Raw genomic sequence first — 15,096 nt, forward strand, 5'->3', positions numbered from 1 at the left:
TTTCCGCCGCTCACCGGCCGGCCGGCCGCTGCGGTTCCGCGTGGGACAACAGGGACTGCTGAGCCTCCTGCTCACGCTGCCGGGCCTGTTCGTGGTGCAGTTCGACCGCCTCGTAGAGCGCCTTGATGTTGCCGCTGCCGAAGGTCCTGGCACCGGCCCGTTCGATGACCTCGAAGAAGTAGGTTCCGCGCGGGTGGGTGGAGCGGGCGAAGACCTGGAACAGCTGTCCCTCGTGGTCCTCGTCGACCAGCAGGTTCAGGCCGCGCAGCTCGTCCACCGAGTGCCGGGAGACCTCGATGCGGTCCGCCAGGAGCTCGTAGTACGTCCCGGGGGTGGACAGGAACTCCACTCCGCGTCGGACCAGTTCACCGACGGAGGTGACGATGTCCTCGGTCGCCATGGCGACATGCTGGACGCCGGCGCCGCCGTGGTTCTTCAGGAACGAGTCGATCTGGCCCGGATCGCGGCTCAGATCCGGCTCGATGACGGTGAGGGTGACCAGACCGGATGCGCTCTGCACCACCTTCGAGTTCATCGCCTGGGTGCCGACGACGATGCGCTCCTCGAAGATCATGCTGAAGTCGAGGATGTCGCAGTAGAACCTGACGACCTCGTCGAGCTGCCCCGCCTCGACGCAGATCGCGAAGTGGTCGACCTCGCGCAGCCCCAGCTCCGCCGAAGCCTGGAGGTCCGTCTGCGGGAGGAACCCGGGCAGCGCGTGCCGCGCCGCCCCGGTCGGACGCTGCACGAAGGTGTGCACCACGTCCCCGAAGGCCATGATCGAGGCGAGGACGAAGCCCTCCCGCTCCACCGGCTCCGCCACCGGGCTCGCCCCGCGCCGGACCGCCTCGTGGAACGCGGCGCGCGCATCGTCGGTCCCCAGCGCGATGTCGGCCACGCCCTCGCCGTGCTGCTCCAGATAGGCGGAGCCGGGGTGGTCGTCCGTCATCGGCTCGGTCAGCACGAACAGGATGTCCGACGACGCCAGCGTGTAGGAGTGGGCCGTTCCCGGAACGCGGGCGGAACCGACCGGGCGCAGGCCGTAATTACCCGCGAACGCCTGGGCCTTCGAGGCGATATCGCTTACATAGACTTGAATGTGGTCAACGGTCAGGCCCGTGAAACACGTGGTCTTGTGGTCCGCGCTCACTGAGAACCCACTCCTAGTCGTCTGGATGGTTCATTCACCGATCATCCGTGGCCATGCTGGCTGGCCGGCCTCTCCGGCCGACAGTCCACATCGAAGAATCGAGTGTGGGAGCGGATCGGCCGCCGACTTCGGCCACCGGGGCAGGGCCCGATGGTGCAGGAGTTCGTGACGGGATTCCGCCGGGTGGCAGGTTGCTGCAATGGCCGCGCCGGACGGAAAGGGTCCTCGGTCGGCGAGGTTGCCGAGCTCTCCAGCCCCCGGACGTCCTGGTCGGTGCGGATGCGGGGCGGCGCCGGATGTTCCGGGCCGGCCGACTTGGCAGCATTCTGCCGTCGCTGTTGCCGGTGCCCGTGGGGGTGTCATAGAACGATCTCCGGCAGAAAGCCCGGGCCGTTTCCCCGGGTGTCGCACCGAAAAGGAAGGTCGCCCACCATGGCTTCGTACGACGAGCAGTTCCAGAAGATCAAGGAGATCGTCTGTGACATTCTCGAGATCGAGGAGGACGAAGTTACCGAGACCAGCCTCTTCAAGGAGGAGCACAGCGCCGACTCGCTGCGTTCGATCGAGATTCTCGCGAATCTGGAGAAGGAATTCAGCATCACCATCGACCAGTCCGAGCTGGCCCGCATGGTGAACCTCAAGGGTGTTTACGAGGTCGTCTCCGAGGCCGCCGGCTGGTAGTCGGCGACTTCGTTCGGACAGGGCACGGCCGGAACAGGGACGGAGAGGTCGGGATGGCAATGTCGGGGCAGGCTGGCCCGCGCAGAGTGGTGATCACCGGGCTGGGGGTGGTCTCCAGTATCGGGATGGGAGCCGGCGAGTTCCTGCAGGGCCTTCGCAGCGGGAGCAGTGGAGCCAAGCCCATCACCGTGTTCGACGTCGAGGGCTTCGACTACGCGAACGGGTGCGAGGTGGTCGGGTTCGAGCCCGAGCGGTGGATCCGGCACCTGCCCGTCGAGCAGCTCGGCCGGGCCACCCAGTACTCCGTCGCCGCCGCCCGGATGGCGATCGACGACGCCGGGCTGGACCTCGAGGTCTGGCGGTCACGACCCGGGGTCGTCACCATAGGCACCACGGACGGCGAGTCCCGCGACCTCGACCACATGGTGGAGGCCGAGGTGCTGCACGGCCCCGAGCACATGGCGCCCGAGTCCGCCCGCCGGGTTGCGGCCGGGCGGCTGTCCGCGGCCATCGCCCAGGAGCTGGAGCTGTCCGACGTCGAGGCGGTGACGATCCCGACCGCCTGCGCCGCCGGCAACTACGCGATCGGCTACGGCTTCGACGCGGTCCGCTCCGGCGAGGCCGAGTACGCCCTGTGCGGCGGTGCGGACGCCATGTGCCGCAAGACCTTCTCCGGGTTCTACCGCCTGGGCACCATCGCGCCCGACCGGTGCCGGCCCTTCGACGTGGACCGCAAGGGCATCCTCACGGGCGAGGGCGCCGGGATCCTGGTACTGGAAAGCCTCGACTCCGCGCTCGCCCGCGGCGCGCGCATCTACGCCGAGGTGCTCGGCTACGGCCTGAACTGCGACGCCTACCACCAGGTCGCGCCCAACCAGGACAGCGTCGGCCGGTGCATGGAGATCGCCCTGGAGAACGCCGGGGTCAAGCCCGAGCAGGTGGACCTCATCTCCGCCCACGGCACCGGCACCAAGGCCAACGACGTCACCGAGGCGCGGGCGATCCGCGAGGTCTTCGGAGCGCGGCCGCCGAAGGTCATCTCGATGAAGTCGATGATCGGCCACACCATGGGCGCGGCGAGCGCGCTGTCCGCCATCGGCTGCGCCCTCGCGATCACCAACAGGTTCATTCCGCCGACCATCAACCACACCACCACCGACCCCGAGTGCGATGTCGACTGCGTTCCGAACGTCGCCGTCGAGGCCGAGCTGCGGATCGTCCAGAACAACGGGCTGGCGTTCGGCGGCAACAACGCGGTGGTCCTGCTCGGCAAGTACGACGAGGTGCCGGCATGAGTTGGGCTGTGACCGGTACCGGCGCGGTCGCCGGTGTCGGCCGCGATCCGGGTGAGCTGTTCGCCAATCTCTGTGCCGGCGTCTCCGGCGTGGGCGAGTTGAAGGGCTTCGACCTCAGCCGCCATGACGCCCGCTTCGCCTACGAGGTGGACGACCGCCCCGAGCCCGGGGCCGACGTCCCGCGCCGGGCGACCGCGCTGCTGATCGACGCGATCGCCCAGGCAGCCCGCGATGCGGGCCTCGACGAGCACGACCTGAGCGGCGTGCCGATCCTGATCGGCACCGGCCTGCGGGAGCTGCGCTCGGTCGAGTTGTGGCAGCGCGACGGCATCGACTTCCCGCCGCAGGACCTGCACTTCGGTACGGCGCTGCGCGCGGCCTTCAACGCCGACGACACCCATACCTTCTCCAACGCCTGCTCCGCCGGCCTGTACGCGCTCGGCCTGGCCACCGACCTGCTGGCGGGCGGCGCGGCCGAGACGGTGATCGTGGCCGGCGTGGACGTGCTCACCGAGACCATGTACGGCCTGCTGGAGCGGGTCCAGCCGGTGCCGCCGGAGCGAGTGCGGCCGTTCGACCGCAACCGTGCGGGCGTCCTCATGGGTGAGGGCGCCGCCGCCGTCGTACTGACCCGGACCCCGGCCGCGGGCCGAAAGGTGCACGGCGTGGTACGCACGGTCGCGGTCAACTGCGACGCCCACCACGTGACCGCGCCCGACCCGGTCGGCATCGCCGAGGCCATCCGCGAGGCGCACGCCCGCGCCGGCCTGAAGCCCGCGGACATCGACCTGGTCATGGTGCACGGCACCGGCACCCTGCTCAACGACGAGGCCGAGGCCACCGCCCTCGCCGACGCGTTCGGCGCCGACGCGGGCAGACCGCTGATGACGGCCATCAAGTCCATGACCGGTCACACTTCGGGAGCCTCCGGCCTGCTCGGCCTGGTCGTGACGCTGAGCTCCCTGGCCGAGGGCCAGGTGCCACCGACCGTCGGGCTGGACGACCCGGTGGACGAGGCGGCCGGCTTCCGGATCGTCACCGGCACGGCTGCCCGAGAACCCCTGACCGTAGCCCAGTTGAACGCATTCGGCTTCGGCGGCGTGAACGCCGTGGCGATCGTGGAGGCGGTCCGATGAACGTGGTGGTAACCGGGGTCGGCGTGGTGCTGCCCCGCGCGGCATCGGCCCGTGAGCTGATCGAGCCGGGACCGGCCGACGCACCGGCGGTCGAGCCGAGGGACATCGTCGGCAGGAAGGGCCTGCGCTACAAGGACCGGGCGACCCAGCTGGCGTACTGCGCGGCCCAGGCGGCGCTGCGCGACGCCGCGTTGGTGGACGACGAGGGCCTGAACGTCGCGGCGCTCAGCGTCGCGGTGGTGGTCAGCTCCAACTACGGCAACATCGACACCATCACACGGGCGATGGACACCATCACCCGGGAGACCGCGGCCGCCGGCAGCCCGATGGACCTGCCGAACGCCTCCAGCAACGTCGTCGCCTCCTCCGTCGCGATCCGCTTCGGCCTGCGCGGCCCGAACCTGATGCTCTGCAACGGGGCCACCTCCGGGCTGGACGCCCTCCGCTGGGGCGCGGAACTGATCCGCGCGGGCCGGGTCTCCCGGGCGCTCGTGCTGGGCGTGGAGCCCGACAACGCGGCGGTGCGCGCCTTCGTGGGCGGCGCCCGGACCGTGGACGGCTCGGCGGCCGTGGTGCTGGAGAGCGAGGAGGCGGCAGCCGAGCGGGGTGCTCCGGCGCTGGCCGTTCTGGGTGGCGTCGTGCGCGGCGCCGGTCTGGCGGCCTCCCTGGCGAAGCTCTCCGACGCGGCCGGCGAACGACCCGCGCTGTGGCAGGTGCCGGAGACGGACGCGCTGCCGGAGGGGCTGCTGGACGGTGTGCCGCGCCAGGACCTCGGTGCCCGTTTCGGCCTCGCCTCCGGCGCGCTCGGCGTCCTCCAGTGCGCCGCGGCCGCCGGCTGGTTCGCCCGTGGCGGGGCCGGACCGGTGTACGCCAGTGCGGGCGGTGACGCCGACGACGCCAGCGCCGGACTCGTCCTGCTCCGGCCGGCGGCGTGATGTCCGGCCCGGGCAGCGTCCTCGCCGCCGGAACGGCGCCGAAGGCCCGGCCCGGCGCACCGCCGCCGGTGGTCGTGCACCGCCGCGCGGCCGGCGGCCGCGACAGGATGCTGCTGCTCCACGGCCTGGCCAACAGCGCGAGCGTCTGGGACGCCTTCCTCGCCCACGTCGGCCGGCAGGACGGCCCCGAGGTCTGGGCCGCCGACCTCCCCTGGCGCGGTGACTGCGTGGCCCACTGGAGCGCGCGGGGCGATGTCGTGCCGTACGTGGCCGACGCGCTGCGCGCGGTGGACGGTGGCGCCGGCGTGGTGGTCGGCCACTCGATGGGGGCCAACAGTCTGCTGGAGTTCCTCCACCGGCGGCTGGAGCACGGTGCCGACCCCTTCACCGAGTACGGCATCCGCGCCCTCGTGCTGGTGTCCCCGTTCTACCGTCGCGTGCCCGAGGACTTCGGTTGGGAGTCGGTCGAGATCGCCGTCCGGAACTTCGTCCGGACGATGACCGAGGGCGTGCGGGTGCACGCCGGCGGCCGGGTCTCGGACGACCTGGTCGAAGAGCTCGGCGGGCGGGTCCGCGACCGGGTCGGCGCCTACGGCTGGATCCGGTTCTTCGAGACCTACCTGGCCACGCCGTGGCTGCGCACCGAACTGTTCCCCGTGCCCTGCCTCGTGATCGCGGGCGAGCACGACTCCATCGCGCTCCCGGAGGAGGGCCGCCTGCTGGCGGCCGACCTGCCGCAGGGGCGGTTCCACCTGCTGCCCGGCAGCGGGCACTTCCTGATGATCGAGCAGGCGGGCGACCTCGCCGCCGTGGTCGATCGCTTCGTCAGCACCTTGCCGGCCGCGTGACCGACAGGCGGCCCCGGACCCACACCTTCAGGGGAGCACCTCCGATGACCACCGTGACCGAAAGCGCAGTCAAGGCGCTCCTCACCAGCGAGACGACGGTGCCGCTGCGTACCCGCTTCGAGGGCGCCAACATCTGCACCTGGATCGGCTTCAAGCACATCAACTACCTCGTCGAGGAAGCCATCCTGCTCCACTTCGCCGAAGCCGGTCTGGAGGCCCGCGCGCTCTACACGGACCACGGCCTCGGCGTGGACCTCGTCGACCTCGACACCCGTATCCTGAGCGCCCTCTTCATGGACGAGACGGTCGAGGCGCACGTCGTCCCCAAGGCCGGGGACGAGGACACCGCCGTCTCCTTCATCGTCACCCTGACCGGTGAGCGCGAGGGCGCGCAGACCAAGCTGGTCGCCGCCCGGGCCAAGGCCGTCCTGCGCCGCGAGAGCTACATCGAGGAGGCGAGCGAGCCGCCGGCCCCGATCGCCCGCTTCGTCACGGACCGCCTCGGCACACCGGTGCGAGGCCTGCAGACGCCGCCCGACATCTCCGGGCTCGACCTCACCGCGGCCACCACCTCGTTGTCCGCCGGCCGCGGCACCACCGGTCCCGACCCGGTGCTCGACCTGCTCACCGTCGGCACCAACTCCTTCGGCTGGAAGTGGCGCATCCCGTACCCGTACTGCCACTTCTCCGAGCGTCTTCAGATGTCCAGCTACCTGCGGCAGATGGAGGAGGTCGTCGACCTGTTCCTGGCCGACCGCGGCATCTCGGTGCGGACCCTGATGGATGAGCGCCGCTGGATCCCCGCCTGCCCGCACTCGAAGATCCAGATCGTCGACGAGGCGCTCATGGAGGAGGAGCTCTACACCGTCTACACGGTGGAGAACATCTTCAAGGACTACACCTACACCTCGCGGATGGACTGCTACGTGGTCCGCGACGGCAAGCTCGTCCAGACCGCCACCGGCAAGGTCACCCACGGCTACGCCGTCGTCGACAACCGGCGCGAGTGGAACCTGGTCACCTTCGACGAGCGCGTCGCCAAGGCGCTTCGGGGCGAGGCCTGACAGCCGTGCCGGATCAGGCAGGCGAAACCGCGGAGAGCAACGGAGCAGATATGAGTACGACCTCAACCCCTGTGAATCGCACGGTCATCACGGCCTGGTCGGCGGTGTCGCCGTTCGGCATCGGCCGGGAGGCGTTCACCGAGGGGCTGCGGGAGCGCCGGGTGGCCGAGGCGCCGCTGGCCCGCGAACCCTGGCAGGCGCCGGCCGAAACGGCCTGCCTGGTACCGGACTTCGACATCCGCGCGATCCTCGGCAAGAAGGGCACCCGGTCGATGGACCGGGCCACCGGCCTCGCCGTCACCACGGTGGGCCGGCTGCTCGACGACGCGCCGCGCAACCGGCAGGTCGCCACCGGCGAGCACTCCGCCCTCGTGCTCGGCACGACCATCGGAAGCGTGCAGAGCCAGATGGACTTCACCCGGGACTCGTTCACCGGCGAGAAGCCCTACTTCGTGGACCCGGCGCGGTTCCCGAACGCCGTGATGAACTGCGCCGCCGGCCAGAGTGCGATCTGGCACCAGCTCAAGGGCGCCAACACCACCATCGCCGGCGGCCATGCGGCCGGTCTGTACGCCCTCAACTACTCCCGCAGGCTACTGCACTTCGGCCGGGCGCGGACCGTGCTGTGCGGCGCGGTGGAGGAGTTCTCGCACGCCCGCTCCTGGCTGGACGAACACGCCCGCGACCCGCGGACCGAGGGCGCCGCACAGCCGGCCGGCGAGGGCTGCGGCCTCCTGCTGATCGAGCAGGCGGACGCCGACGACCCGGACCAGCCGGTGCTGGCCGAGCTCCTCGCCGTCCAGATGGGCATCGCCCTCGACGGCGACGTCCGTACCGCCCTGGCCTCCTGCGTGCAGCGCGCGCTGCGCCGCGCGCAGGTGCGGCCGGAGGAGCTGTGGGCGGTTTCCACCAGCGAGGTGCCCGGCCCGATGGGCGAGCAGGAGCAGGCGGTGATCGAGGAGGTCACCGCCGGTGCCGACCCACGCCACCTCACCCAGGCCGCCCTGCTCGGCGACACCGTGGCCGCGTCGGCCGCCTTCCAGGTGGCCGGCGTCCTGGTGCACGCCGAGGACGACCCCTCGGCCGCCGGCCGGGTCGCCCTGGTCACCTCCGTCGACCGCGACGGCGCGGTCGGCTGCGCTCTGCTCCGTCTCCGCTGACCCCCACTCCCGCCCGTTACGGAAGGACATCGCCATGACGACCCAGGAGGCCTCGGCCGCAGCCGTGCTGGACAAGGAGGACCTGCGTGCGACGATCGCCGGGGTCCTCGACGTGGACGGCGACGAGGTCGGTGACGACGCGCGCTTCGTCGAGGACCTGGAGGTCGACTCCCTGCTGGCGCTGGAGGTGGTGGTCGTCCTGGAGAAGAAGTACGGCCTGCGGCTGGAGGAGAGTTCGTTCCCCCGGATCACCTCGCTGGCCGGCGCCTATGAGGTGCTCAGCGAGAAGCTCCGGTCGGCGTGAGCCGGCCGCGAGCGGTCAGTCCCGTCACCGCGGCGGTGCAGGTGGTCCGGCCCTCGGTGCTCGACGCCGGGGGCCGGACGGCCGCGGCCACCACCGTCGTCGTCGGGGCGGACGAGCCGGTCCTCCCCGGGCACTACCCGGGCTTCCCGATCTTCCCGGGTGTCTGCGTGATCGAGTGTGTCCGGCTCAGCGCACTGGCGGCACCGCCGCCGGGGGCGGGGCCGCTGACGCTGGCCGAAGTGGAATCGACCCGGTTCCTGAGCCCGGTCTTCCCCGGCGACGAGCTGAGCATGGAGCTGACCTGGCGCGACGGCGCCGCAGGCTGGACCTGCACGGCCAAGGTCGCCACCTCTCGCGCGGTCGCGGCCCAGGCCCGCCTGCGCTTCAGCACGGGGGAGGAATCCTGATGCGGACGGACCGGCCCGGTGCCGCCGGGCAGCCGGAGATCAGGCGGGCCCTGCCGCACCGCTTCCCGATGCTGCTGGTCGACCGCGTGCTCGAGGTCGCCCCGGGCGAGCGCATCACCGCGATCAAAGCGGTCACCTGCAACGAGCCCTGGTACCGGGACCTGCCCGAGGAGGCCGCGGACTTCGCCTATCCGCAGGTGCTGCTGATGGAGTCCTGGTGCCAGGCGGCCGGCTTGCTGGCCACCTGGGAGGCGCCCAACCCGGACGTGCTCACCGGGCAGGTCATGCTGTTCGGCGCCGTGACCGGCCTCCAGTACCACCGGCCGGTGCTGCCCGGGGACGTCCTGGAGCACCGGGCGACCATCACCCGGACCCTCGGCGACACCCTGATCATCGCCGGCGAGAGCCTGGCCGACGGCGTGCCCGTGCTGACCGTCGGCAGCGCCGTGCTGGCCTTCCGCCCGGCCGAGGACCTTCGGCCCGACCCTGTCCCCCTTGGAGAAAGTCATGGCTGAGAACGAAACCCGGGTGGCGCTGGTCACCGGCGGCTCGCGCGGCATCGGCCGCGCCACCGTGCTGCGCCTCGCGCAGGACGGCTTCGACGTCGCGTTCTGCTACCAGTCCAACGAGGAGGCCGCCCGCGTCCTGGAGAAGGAGGTGAGCGCCCTCGGCGTGCAGGTGCTCAGCCGTAAGGTCGACGTGCGCGACCTTGCGGCGGTGCGCGGGTTCATCGACGAGACCGAGCGGGAGCTCGGCCCGATCGACGCGGCCGTGACCGCCGCCGGCATCACCCGGGACAACCCGCTCGTCCTGATGAAGGACGAGGAGTGGCACCAGGTGCTCGACACCAATCTGGACGGGGTGTACAACGCCTGCCGTTCCGTCGTCTTCGGCATGATGAAGCGCAAGGGCGGGGCGATCGTCAACATCTCGTCGGTCGCCGGCGTCTACGGCAACGCCACCCAGAGCAACTACTCCGCCTCCAAGGCAGGGATCATCGGCTTCTCCCGGGCCCTGGCCAAGGAGGTCGGCCGCTACGGCATCCGCGCCAACGTGGTCGCCCCCGGCTTCATCGACACCGACATGACCTCGGTCCTCACCGACAAGACGAAGGACAAGGCGCTCGAGTCGGTGCCGCTGGGCCGCCTCGGCACTGCGGACGAGGTCGCCGACCTGGTCGCCTACCTGGTCTCGCCGCGCGCGGGCTACATCACCGGCGCCGTCCTGCAGATCGACGGCGGCATCACCATCTAGCTTTCCAGGAGCCTGAGTTGGCGGTCGAACCGGCACGCTGGTACTTCTCCCTGCGCAGCCCGTACTCGTGGCTGGCCTTCCGGGAGCTGACCGAGAACGCCCCCGACGTGGCGGAGCGGATCCAATGGCGGCCGTACTGGGAGCCGGGCGGCGCGACCTCCCGGCTCCTGGCCGGGACGGACGTCCGGCTGCCCTACGTCCCGATGTCGAAGGAGAAGCACCTCTACATCCTGCAGGACGTCAAACGCCTCGCCGTCGAGCGGGGTCTGACGGTCGCCTGGCCCGTCGACACCGCGCCCGACTGGGACATCGCCCACCTCGGCTGGCTGGTCGCCGAGGACGCCGGCCTGGGTCGCGAGTACATCGGCAACGTCTACCGGGCGCGCTTCGAGCTCGGACTGGACATCTCCGAGCGGTCCGTGATCGCCGAGGCCGGCGCGGAGACCGGTCTCGACCCGGACGTCGTCGGCAGTGCCGCCGACGACCCGGCGATCCTCGCCCGCGGCGTCGAGGCGCTGCGCGCGCTCGGCCGCGACGGCGTGTTCGGGGTGCCCTTCTTCATCCACGGGAGCGACAAGTTCTGGGGCTCCGACCGGCTCGCCGGGTTCGTCGCGAGCGTCCGCGCCGTGGCATAGCGCGGCGGCGGGTTCCATGACTGCCGGGCCCGGATGCTCGACTTCGGGAGCCACCGACCCCGTCCGGATCGGCATCCGCCCTCGGCAAGCACGGTCCCGGCCGCCTCACCGGCGGCCGGGACCTGCCGGCGATCGCACCCGGTGGACGGCTTGCTCCGCGACGTCGGCAGCCGTCGGCCCGGCTGGGACGACGGCTACCGACGGCGGGCGTGGAAGATGGTGAAGAGCACACGCACCATCAGAATGGCGCTGACCACCAGCAGGTTGTAGCCGACCACCTCGAACAGGCTGATCGACGATGTGATCCGAGGTCCGCGCGCGGTGCTGAGCAGGATGACCGCCATCACCCCGGTCGTCGCGCCGAGGGCGGTCAGGATGACCTCGTGCACGAGGGTTTGCAGGAAGCCGCGGTCCTGGCGGTTCCCGAGCAGCCGGATGTTCATGCTCAGCCGGCCCTGCTCGATCGCGCTGGTGATCCGGTCCACCCGACGGGGCAGTCGGCGTCCGATCATGAGGATGTCGAGCAGCTCTTCGGCGGCCGTGCCTCCCAGCTTCGACGGCGATGCCGATTCGGTGACCTGCACCCAGGCGAACTGCTTCGCCTCGGCCGTCAGATCGAAGTCGGGGGCGATCCGGGTGAGTGTGCCCTCCAGCGTGGCGAGCGCGCGGAACGCCGCCGCGATGCTGTTCGGAATGGTCAGCCGGTGGGCCGTGACAAGCCGGAAGAGATCGCTGAAGGCGCTGCTGTCCAGAGCCGTTCCAGGTCCGAAATGGCGTGCCAGGAAAAGGCCGAGGGCCCGTTCGAGGCCCTTCTGGTCGATCTCCTCCGGCTGGTTCGCCAGTGCGAGCAGCGCGTCGCAGAGAGCGGCGGCGTCGGCCCGGCGGACGGCCACGAGCAGGTCGCGCAGCCTGGTCTGGAGTTGCCCGTCGATCCGGCCGACCGAGCCGAAGTCGAGCATCGCGAGTCGGCCGTCGCGAAGCAGCAGGATGTTCCCCGCGTGCGGGTCCGCGTGGAAGATCCCGCCGATCATGATCTGCCGCAGGACGCAGTCGAGGACGGTACGGGCGACGGCTGTCGGGTCCACGGTCGGGCCTTCGAACGCCGCGGTGGACGCGCTGAGCGGCTCCCCGTCGATCCATTCCGTGACCAGGACCTTCTCGCTGGAGAGCTCCGGGAAGACCTGCGGTATCAAGACCTTCCCGGCCCGGCTTCTCGCCGCGACCGCCGCCATGTTCCGGGCCTCGACCCGGAAGTCCAGCTCCTCCAGGACGGAGTCGGCGAAACCGCGGGCCAGCGCCTCGACCCCGGCGGCCCGCCCCCAGGCGGTCCGTTCCTCGAGTCTGCGGGCGACGCTGCACAGGATGTCGAGGTCCCGCTCGACGACCGGCCGGCAGCCGGGGCGGCGTACCTTGACCACCACCTCCCGACCCGAATGCAGCCGAGCCCGGTGCACCTGCGCGATGGACCCCGCTGCCAGCGGCACCGGGTCGAACCGTGCGAACACCGTTTCCAGGGGCCGGTGGAACTCCTGCCGCAGCTGCTCGGCCACCTCCTCCCAGAGCGCGTGCGTGGCCTGGTGCTGGAGGTTGCTCAACTCCTCGGTGAAACTGGGCGGCAGCAGGTCGTGCCGGGTCGAGAGGACTTGACCGAGCTTGACGAACGTCGCTCCGCCTTCTTCCAGGGCCCGTCGAAGCGAGCGGGCCAGCTGGTGGTGGCCGGCGGGCCCGGGGGCCGAGGCTCGGCCGGCGCTGCGGAGCAGCCGTCCGAGGCCGTGCCGATAGGCGATGGCGCTGAGCTGGGAGTAGCGGCGGGCCCGGGCGATCCGGCGGCGCAGCGCCCGGGGCAGCCGCAGCATCGAGGGCCAGGAGCCACTGGGCAGGACCACCTCGGAGGCGGCGAGGAAGCCCATGGTCAGCAGGAGCACCGCACCGATCTCGACCGTGATGAGCGCGCCGCGGTCGGCCGAGTGCACGGTCCGGCTGAAGAAGATCGTGGCGAAGAGGCCGACGCATCCGGTCACCACGGCGCGGATACGGCCGACCCGCAACCCGAGCAGCAGTCGTGCGCCGGCGGAGAAGCCCGCGATCGTGACGGCGAACGTGACGCAGCCGATCGTGAGCAGGATAGCCGTCTTCACGTGTGGCTGACCCCCTGAGCTGTACCGGATGCGAGACGATGGCCAAGCCTACGAACGACCGGGAAGGGCCGAGCCGGAACGGTGGTACGGGTGGCCGCAAGATGCCAGCCGACCGCTCGGACCGGCGGCGATCGACGTGCGGTGTCGCGCGATGCCCGAAAAGGCCGGGGCCGGCCGACCGGTGGAGGCGGTCGGGCCCCTCGGCTGACACCTTCCTGTCAGAACGGTGTGCGGGCGGACCGCGGAGCCCGGGACTCTTGCGAGGATCACGGGACGGTGCCGCACATGGAAGGGCGGCCGTGCTGCGGCCCCGCCGGGCGGCAGAGCCCGCCCGAAGGCGGCGACCACAGAGGGGACGCACCCGATGAGCACAGTCCGCAGCCGGCAGACGCTGCGATATCTCCTGGTCGAGAGCCAGGAGTCCGCGACCGAGGAAGCCCTGGCCTTCGTCGGCGACGGTGCGGTCCAGGCGCGGGCAGGGCACGAGGTGACCCTGTTCCTGGTGCAGGGCGGGGTGTCGCTCGCCCTGGGCGACCGTCCGGAGCTGGCGGACTTCCTGGACGCGGGTGGCCGGCTGCTGGCCGACCGCTTCTCGCTGGACCAGCGGGGGATTGCCGCCTCCGCGCTCCGTCCGGAGACGATCCCGGCCGAGATGGACGAGATCGCGCGACTGGTGCTCGATCCCGCGGTCCGGACGGTGTGGCACTGATGCCCCGCCCGATTCCCACGACCGACGTCCTGTTGACCTTCATGGGGGCGCCGCACCGTACCGACCTGACCACGACCGTGCTGCGGCTGGTCCAGTCGATGCTGGAGCAGGGCGGGCGGGTCCAGGTCTGGGCCTGCGGCTACGCGACGATGCTGACCCAGCAATCGCTGGGCGAGTTCAAGCCGCGGGACCTGGCGGACTGGTCGACGCGCCACCTGAGCACCGCAACGATCGTGCAGGAGATGCTTCGGGCGTTTCCCGACCAGTTCTACTGGTACGGATGCCGGTTCTGCAGCGATGACCGCGGGGCGACCGGCCACGTGCCGGAGATCGCCATGCGGGCGCCGCACGCCTACGCGGGCAACCTGGCGGCGGCGGGCAAGACCATACTGATCGGGGTGATCTGAGATGGCCGAGCAGGCCCGAGTGCTGGCGATCGTGGACCGCGGCTACCGAGGTGCTGTGGAGAAGCAGTTTGTCGACACGCTCTACCTGGTGCGTGAACTCCACCGGCAGATGGGGGGAATGGACATCCTGCTGCGGGGGCAGGCGGTCAGCTACGCGGCCAGGGACGCGACGGTCGCACCACTGCGTTTCGGCAATCGCGTGGTGGAGACCCTGAGCGACCCCCGGCGGGACGTCCGGGCACTGCTGGCCGCCGGCATCCGGGTCCGGGCGGAGGAACCGGGGCTGATCGCGAGTGGGCTGGTCGGCCGCGAGCAGTTGTTGGAGGGCGTCGAGTTGATCGGTGCGCGGGTCGCGGCGGAGAGCTGGTCCGAGTACCGGATGATCTGTTTTCTGTAAGCGAACCGCCGGTCGGCCGCGCGTCCGGGACCTGCGCGGGGCGTGCCGAACGGGGCAGCATGAGCGGGACGGATCGACCCCGTTGCAGCTTCCTGTAGCCGTTGTTGCGCGGCCACTTCGAATCCGCTGTTATGGACTGGACATCAGTTCGGTTGCCTCGGCGACCTGCCGAAACAACAGGGGGAGCTATGCATGAGCGGGAGTTTCGAGCGTTCGTTTCCGTGGCCGAGATAGGGCGCATGGATCACGCGGCGAAGGAACTGGGATATTCCCAGCCGGCGATCAGCTACCAGATCAAATGCCTGGAACAGATGCTGGGAACGAAACTCTTCATCCGCGATTCCAACGGGGCGCACCTCACCCGCGAAGGGCGAATGATCCTGCCCTCGGCGAAGGCGGTCCTGACACTCATCGACAGCATGAAAGGCGTCTGCGCGGTGTGAGCCCGCCGGCGTTCGAGCTCGGTAACAGCATCCACCGGGCGCGGCAGCGGCGCACCGCCACGTCAAATAGTTGAAAACGGCGACGATATGACGCCGCTCCGTCGTCCACCCGACCCGCCGGCATCCCTGGAGG

18 protein-coding genes are annotated in these 15,096 nt (G+C 70.8%); 16 read left to right on the plus strand and 2 right to left on the minus strand.

From position 1 onward, the window contains the following. Positions 1 to 10: 10 nt before the first annotated feature. Positions 11 to 1,150, minus strand: a complete 1,140-nt coding sequence (gene hppD, locus OG286_RS32865; protein WP_396325271.1) for a 4-hydroxyphenylpyruvate dioxygenase — start codon at positions 1,148 to 1,150, stop codon at positions 11 to 13. A gap of 432 nt (positions 1,151 to 1,582) precedes the next feature. On the opposite strand from hppD, the gene OG286_RS32870 reads away from it, so the two are divergent. The 12 genes from OG286_RS32870 to OG286_RS32925 are packed head-to-tail and all read left to right on the plus strand — an operon-like array spanning position 1,583 to position 10,869. Then, positions 1,583 to 1,831, plus strand: a complete 249-nt coding sequence (locus OG286_RS32870; protein ID WP_396325270.1) for an acyl carrier protein — start codon at positions 1,583 to 1,585, stop codon at positions 1,829 to 1,831. Between the two features lie 53 nt (positions 1,832 to 1,884). Beyond that, positions 1,885 to 3,126, plus strand: a complete 1,242-nt coding sequence (locus OG286_RS32875) for a beta-ketoacyl-[acyl-carrier-protein] synthase family protein (protein WP_405359020.1) — start codon at positions 1,885 to 1,887, stop codon at positions 3,124 to 3,126. After that, complete coding sequence (locus OG286_RS32880; protein ID WP_396325268.1) at positions 3,123 to 4,262, plus strand: beta-ketoacyl-[acyl-carrier-protein] synthase family protein; 1,140 nt, start codon at positions 3,123 to 3,125, stop codon at positions 4,260 to 4,262. The genes OG286_RS32875 and OG286_RS32880 overlap by 4 nt, the downstream gene beginning before the upstream one ends. Further along, on the plus strand, positions 4,259 to 5,197 hold the full coding sequence (locus tag OG286_RS32885; protein WP_396325267.1) for a beta-ketoacyl synthase N-terminal-like domain-containing protein: 939 nt from the start codon (positions 4,259 to 4,261) through the stop codon (positions 5,195 to 5,197). The genes OG286_RS32880 and OG286_RS32885 overlap by 4 nt, the downstream gene beginning before the upstream one ends. Continuing rightward, positions 5,197 to 6,045, plus strand: coding sequence for an alpha/beta fold hydrolase (locus tag OG286_RS32890; protein WP_396325280.1), 849 nt, complete (start codon positions 5,197 to 5,199; stop codon positions 6,043 to 6,045). Before OG286_RS32885 ends, OG286_RS32890 begins: the two co-directional genes overlap by 1 nt. A gap of 44 nt (positions 6,046 to 6,089) precedes the next feature. Beyond that, a complete protein-coding gene (locus tag OG286_RS32895; protein WP_405359018.1) occupies positions 6,090 to 7,109 on the plus strand; it encodes a hypothetical protein in 1,020 nt (339 codons plus the stop codon). A 50-nt stretch (positions 7,110 to 7,159) separates the two neighbouring features. After that, positions 7,160 to 8,269: a beta-ketoacyl synthase N-terminal-like domain-containing protein gene (locus OG286_RS32900; RefSeq protein WP_396325265.1), complete on the plus strand. Its 1,110-nt coding sequence runs from the start codon at positions 7,160 to 7,162 to the stop codon at positions 8,267 to 8,269. Between the two features lie 34 nt (positions 8,270 to 8,303). Continuing rightward, the gene (locus OG286_RS32905) at positions 8,304 to 8,573 is read left to right on the plus strand and encodes a phosphopantetheine-binding protein (RefSeq protein ID WP_396325264.1); all 270 of its coding nucleotides are present in this window, start codon (positions 8,304 to 8,306) and stop codon (positions 8,571 to 8,573) included. Then, on the plus strand, positions 8,570 to 8,980 hold the full coding sequence (locus tag OG286_RS32910; protein WP_396325263.1) for a hypothetical protein: 411 nt from the start codon (positions 8,570 to 8,572) through the stop codon (positions 8,978 to 8,980). Before OG286_RS32905 ends, OG286_RS32910 begins: the two co-directional genes overlap by 4 nt. Continuing rightward, on the plus strand, positions 8,980 to 9,495 hold the full coding sequence (locus OG286_RS32915) for a 3-hydroxyacyl-ACP dehydratase FabZ family protein (RefSeq protein ID WP_396325262.1): 516 nt from the start codon (positions 8,980 to 8,982) through the stop codon (positions 9,493 to 9,495). Before OG286_RS32910 ends, OG286_RS32915 begins: the two co-directional genes overlap by 1 nt. After that, positions 9,488 to 10,234, plus strand: a complete 747-nt coding sequence (gene fabG, locus OG286_RS32920; protein ID WP_396325261.1) for a 3-oxoacyl-[acyl-carrier-protein] reductase — start codon at positions 9,488 to 9,490, stop codon at positions 10,232 to 10,234. Before OG286_RS32915 ends, fabG begins: the two co-directional genes overlap by 8 nt. Positions 10,235 to 10,251: 17 nt before the next feature. Then, positions 10,252 to 10,869 carry a 2-hydroxychromene-2-carboxylate isomerase gene (locus tag OG286_RS32925; RefSeq protein ID WP_396325260.1) on the plus strand — a complete coding sequence of 206 codons (618 nt, stop codon included), beginning with the start codon at positions 10,252 to 10,254 and terminating at the stop codon, positions 10,867 to 10,869. Between the two features lie 194 nt (positions 10,870 to 11,063). On the opposite strand, the gene OG286_RS32930 is transcribed toward OG286_RS32925, so the two are convergent. Beyond that, a complete protein-coding gene (locus OG286_RS32930) occupies positions 11,064 to 13,007 on the minus strand; it encodes an ABC1 kinase family protein (protein WP_396325259.1) in 1,944 nt (647 codons plus the stop codon). Positions 13,008 to 13,371: 364 nt separating this feature from the next. Here OG286_RS32930 and OG286_RS32935 point away from each other — a divergent pair, with 364 nt between their 5' ends. The 4 genes from OG286_RS32935 to OG286_RS32950 all read left to right on the plus strand — a co-directional run bounded on the left by OG286_RS32935 (position 13,372) and on the right by OG286_RS32950 (position 14,963). Then, positions 13,372 to 13,716 carry a hypothetical protein gene (locus tag OG286_RS32935; RefSeq protein WP_396325258.1) on the plus strand — a complete coding sequence of 115 codons (345 nt, stop codon included), beginning with the start codon at positions 13,372 to 13,374 and terminating at the stop codon, positions 13,714 to 13,716. Further along, positions 13,716 to 14,123 carry a hypothetical protein gene (locus OG286_RS32940; RefSeq protein ID WP_396325257.1) on the plus strand — a complete coding sequence of 136 codons (408 nt, stop codon included), beginning with the start codon at positions 13,716 to 13,718 and terminating at the stop codon, positions 14,121 to 14,123. The genes OG286_RS32935 and OG286_RS32940 overlap by 1 nt, the downstream gene beginning before the upstream one ends. 1 nt (position 14,124) lies before the next feature. Next, positions 14,125 to 14,520 carry a hypothetical protein gene (locus OG286_RS32945; protein ID WP_396325256.1) on the plus strand — a complete coding sequence of 132 codons (396 nt, stop codon included), beginning with the start codon at positions 14,125 to 14,127 and terminating at the stop codon, positions 14,518 to 14,520. Between the two features lie 188 nt (positions 14,521 to 14,708). After that, positions 14,709 to 14,963, plus strand: a complete 255-nt coding sequence (locus OG286_RS32950) for a LysR family transcriptional regulator (RefSeq protein ID WP_396325255.1) — start codon at positions 14,709 to 14,711, stop codon at positions 14,961 to 14,963. The last annotated feature ends 133 nt before the right edge of the window (positions 14,964 to 15,096 follow it).

This window comes from Kitasatospora sp. NBC_00039 (assembly GCF_045160625.1).
GTDB lineage: Bacteria > Actinomycetota > Actinomycetes > Streptomycetales > Streptomycetaceae > Kitasatospora.

Excerpts from the sequence above, each read along its gene's own strand:
- OG286_RS32950 (WP_396325255.1), top strand. The coding sequence starts at position 14,709 with ATGCATGAGCGGGAGTTTCGAGCGTTCGTTTCCGTGGCCGAGATAGGG.
- OG286_RS32935 (WP_396325258.1), top strand. The coding sequence starts at position 13,372 with ATGAGCACAGTCCGCAGCCGGCAGACGCTGCGATATCTCCTGGTCGAG.
- OG286_RS32890 (WP_396325280.1), top strand. The coding sequence starts at position 5,197 with ATGTCCGGCCCGGGCAGCGTCCTCGCCGCCGGAACGGCGCCGAAGGCC.
- OG286_RS32915 (WP_396325262.1), top strand. The coding sequence starts at position 8,980 with ATGCGGACGGACCGGCCCGGTGCCGCCGGGCAGCCGGAGATCAGGCGG.
- OG286_RS32895 (WP_405359018.1), top strand. The coding sequence starts at position 6,090 with ATGACCACCGTGACCGAAAGCGCAGTCAAGGCGCTCCTCACCAGCGAG.
- OG286_RS32880 (WP_396325268.1), top strand. The coding sequence starts at position 3,123 with ATGAGTTGGGCTGTGACCGGTACCGGCGCGGTCGCCGGTGTCGGCCGC.
- OG286_RS32875 (WP_405359020.1), top strand. The coding sequence starts at position 1,885 with ATGGCAATGTCGGGGCAGGCTGGCCCGCGCAGAGTGGTGATCACCGGG.
- OG286_RS32900 (WP_396325265.1), top strand. The coding sequence starts at position 7,160 with ATGAGTACGACCTCAACCCCTGTGAATCGCACGGTCATCACGGCCTGG.
- OG286_RS32945 (WP_396325256.1), top strand. The coding sequence starts at position 14,125 with ATGGCCGAGCAGGCCCGAGTGCTGGCGATCGTGGACCGCGGCTACCGA.
- OG286_RS32940 (WP_396325257.1), top strand. The coding sequence starts at position 13,716 with ATGCCCCGCCCGATTCCCACGACCGACGTCCTGTTGACCTTCATGGGG.
- OG286_RS32905 (WP_396325264.1), top strand. The coding sequence starts at position 8,304 with ATGACGACCCAGGAGGCCTCGGCCGCAGCCGTGCTGGACAAGGAGGAC.
- OG286_RS32885 (WP_396325267.1), top strand. The coding sequence starts at position 4,259 with ATGAACGTGGTGGTAACCGGGGTCGGCGTGGTGCTGCCCCGCGCGGCA.
- OG286_RS32870 (WP_396325270.1), top strand. The coding sequence starts at position 1,583 with ATGGCTTCGTACGACGAGCAGTTCCAGAAGATCAAGGAGATCGTCTGT.
- fabG (WP_396325261.1), top strand. The coding sequence starts at position 9,488 with ATGGCTGAGAACGAAACCCGGGTGGCGCTGGTCACCGGCGGCTCGCGC.